Source organism: [Clostridium] aminophilum (assembly GCF_900101295.1).
GTDB classification, from domain to species: Bacteria; Bacillota; Clostridia; order Lachnospirales; family Lachnospiraceae; genus Clostridium_R; species Clostridium_R aminophilum_A.
The window spans coordinates 1-2994 of record NZ_FOIL01000101.1 but is presented as its reverse complement, the minus strand read 5'-3'; the positions used below and the strand labels follow the sequence as shown (position 1 = coordinate 2994).

5 protein-coding genes are annotated in these 2994 nt (G+C 53.7%); all 5 read left to right on the top strand.

The window, feature by feature from the left end; genetic code table 11:
- Positions 1 to 275 (top strand): LysR substrate-binding domain-containing protein (locus BMW41_RS14000; RefSeq protein WP_242870362.1); only part of this gene is annotated, 275 nt, incomplete at its 5' end.
- 97 nt (positions 276 to 372) lie between these two features.
- The gene (locus BMW41_RS13995; RefSeq protein ID WP_074650830.1) at positions 373 to 834 is read left to right on the top strand and encodes a Fur family transcriptional regulator; all 462 of its coding nucleotides are present in this window, start codon (positions 373 to 375) and stop codon (positions 832 to 834) included.
- Positions 831 to 1538: a metal ABC transporter ATP-binding protein gene (locus BMW41_RS13990; protein WP_074650828.1), complete on the top strand. Its 708-nt coding sequence runs from the start codon at positions 831 to 833 to the stop codon at positions 1536 to 1538. The genes BMW41_RS13995 and BMW41_RS13990 overlap by 4 nt, the downstream gene beginning before the upstream one ends.
- A 76-nt stretch (positions 1539 to 1614) precedes the next feature.
- Positions 1615 to 2427: a metal ABC transporter permease gene (locus BMW41_RS13985; RefSeq protein WP_074650826.1), complete on the top strand. Its 813-nt coding sequence runs from the start codon at positions 1615 to 1617 to the stop codon at positions 2425 to 2427.
- 63 nt (positions 2428 to 2490) lie between these two features.
- Positions 2491 to 2994: phosphatase PAP2 family protein (locus BMW41_RS14225; RefSeq protein ID WP_083379036.1), on the top strand; the 504-nt coding region annotated here is incomplete at its 3' end.

Here is a 2994-nt window from a genome sequence, read left to right as displayed (position 1 = left end):
AGTACCTCGCGTTTCACAACCTTTCCATCTCACCGATCCTCGAGGTCGGCGACCCGGAGGTCATTCTCCGGATTCTCAGGGACAACGGCGGCCGCGGTGTCTCCTTCCTTCCGTATTATGCCGTCAGAGGAGCACTGGAGAGGGGGGAACTCCGGGAAGTCTCGGTGCGTGACTTTCAGGTCAACATGCATCATCAAATCATTTATTATAAAGAAAAGTGGGTGACGGACGAAATGCTGGAGTTCATCCGGATTGCCCAGAATTCGCTGATGTGATAAAAGTAAAATGATATTCATTTTCACATTGACATGAAAATGAGAAACGCCTATAATTTGAAAACGGTTTTCAAATTAAAAAAGAGGGATAATTCCGATGAAAGTGAAAGCACAGTATAAGACCCATCACCGGGAGGAACTGCTGAATTATTTCCGCAGGATTCCGGGAAAACATGTGACGGCGGCGGAGATCAGCGATTTCTTCCGTGCGAACGGCTCCCCGATGGGAACCGCGACGGTCTACCGGCAGCTGGAAAAACTGGTCTGCGAGGGCGTCATCAGCAAATATATGATTGATTCCCAGAGTCCGGCCTGTTTTGAATATACCGGGGAACCGGATCTGGCAAACAGTTCCGATTACCTTCACTGCAAGTGTGAAAAATGCGGTGCGCTCATGCACATTCAGTGTGATGAGCTGGAGGCACTGGCGGTTCACCTTGCCGAGCATCACCATTTTGCCATCAATCTGACGCGGACGGTTTTTTACGGTGTATGTGAGAAATGCAGTGCGGCGGACGGAAAGCCTGCGGAGAGAGAGAAGGAGGAAACGGAAGCATGAGTCTGATTCAGTGTAAGAATGTCAGCTTTGCCTATGAGGGGCAGACTGCCGTTTCCGGCATCACATTTGAAGTAAATCCGGGGGACTATCTCTGCATCGTCGGCGAGAACGGCGCCGGAAAGAGCACTCTGATGAAGGGGCTTCTGCGGCTGAAAAAACCGGCGGGCGGATCCATCGAATTCGGAGACGGACTTCTCGCCAACGAGATCGGATATCTTCCGCAGCAGACGGTTGTACAGAAAGATTTCCCGGCCAGCGTCCGGGAGGTCGTCCAGTCGGGCTGCCTCAATCACCTGGGCTGGAATCCGTTCTACACCGCTGCCCATAAAAAAGAAGCACTGGAAAAAATGGAGCTTCTCGGGATCACGGACCTTGCGGACCGGTGCTACCGTGATCTCTCGGGGGGGCAGCAGCAGCGGGTCTTACTTGCGAGGGCACTCTGCGCGACCAAGCGCCTTCTTCTGCTGGACGAGCCGGTGACGGGACTGGACCCGGCGATCACCGTCGATCTGTATCACGTGATCTCCGAACTTCACAGAAAGCACGGAATCACCATCGTGATGGTATCCCATGACGTGGACGGCGCACTCCGGGAGTCCGATCACATCCTTCATATCGCCGGCACCCAGAAGTATTTCGGGACCACGGAGGAATATAAGAAAACGCCGGCATGCAAGGCGTTTCTCGGAGGTTTGGAAGTTTGAAAGTAAACTTTCAAACTTTGATTGACGGCTCAAATAGACAAGCAAGCTTGTCTGCTTGAGCCTGGAGGACAAAACTATGAAAATACTGTTCGATATGATGTCCTATCCGTTTATGGTGCGGGCGCTTCTCGTCGGAGTGCTGGTTTCTCTGTGCTCCGCGCTTCTCGGCACAAGCCTTGTCTTAAAGCGCTACTCCATGATCGGCGACGGACTTTCCCACATCGGGTTTGCCGCGCTGGCACTTGCCTATGCGCTGAAGGCGTCACCGCTTTACGTGGCGATTCCGGTCTGCGTTGCGGCGGCATTTATCCTGCTGCAGATCAAGGACTCCGCCCGGATCAAGGGGGACGCGGCGACGGCGCTGATGACCAGCGGCGCGCTCGCCATCGGTGTTCTTGTGATCTCCATGACGTCCGGGATGAATACGGATGTTTACAATTATATGTTCGGAAGCATTCTCGCGATGAGCACGGAAGACGTCTATGTCTCCATCGGACTCTCCGCGGCGGTGCTGGTGCTGTTCATTCTGTTCTACAACCGGATTTTTGCCGTGACCTTTGATGAGACCTTCGCGCAGGCCACCGGAACCAATTCCAGAATGTTCAATATGATTATCGCTTTTCTGACAGCGGTGACGGTGGTTCTGGGCATGCGCATGATGGGAACGCTTCTCATCTCGAGCCTGATCGTTTTTCCGGCCATGACCGCGATGAGGGTGTGCCGACGGTTTCAGACGACCGTCATCGTCGCGGCTCTGGTCGCGGTGATCGGTTTTATGGTCGGCCTGACCTTTTCTTATTTGTATGCTGCTCCGACCGGTGCCTGCATTGTGGTGACGGATATCATCCTTTTTGCCGCGTTCGCCATCGTCGAGGCGGTCCGCAAGTGATTTCGGCGGCGCGGTACGGATGTTTTCGGGGAAAATGATGATAAGATGAAGGAGGAATTGACAATGGATATGATATTTCACTGGGATGCATCTGTTCTTTTGTGGCTGCAGGATAATGTCCGCACGGATGCACTGACGCCGTTTATGAATGCGGTCAGCCTTCTCGCAAAGGGCGGCGCGCTCTGGGTTCTTCTGACACTGCTGTTTCTGGGAATGCGAAAGACCAGAGCGCTCGGCGCGGTCTGTTTTGTCTCGCTTCTGTCGAATGTGGTGATCCTGAATCTTCTGCTCAAGAATATCGTCGCCCGACCGCGGCCGTACACGATGATTGAAGGCCTGATTCTGGCAGGACCTGCAGAGTGGGACTGGTCGTTTCCGTCGGGACATACCGGCGCGTCCTTTGCTGTCGCGGTCTGTATGTTGCTTCTGATGAGCAGGAAGATCGGAATTCCGGCATTGATTCTGGCGATTCTGATCAGTTTCTCCAGACTTTACATCGGCGTGCACTATCCGACGGATGTCATCTGCGGCGCGCTGATCGGAACGTCCTGCGCCCTTTTCTCGGTG

Coding starts and splice junctions, on each gene's coding strand:
- BMW41_RS13995 (WP_074650830.1), top strand. CDS start 373: ATGAAAGTGAAAGCACAGTATAAGACCCATCACCGGGAGGAACTGCTG.
- BMW41_RS13990 (WP_074650828.1), top strand. CDS start 831: ATGAGTCTGATTCAGTGTAAGAATGTCAGCTTTGCCTATGAGGGGCAG.
- BMW41_RS13985 (WP_074650826.1), top strand. CDS start 1,615: ATGAAAATACTGTTCGATATGATGTCCTATCCGTTTATGGTGCGGGCG.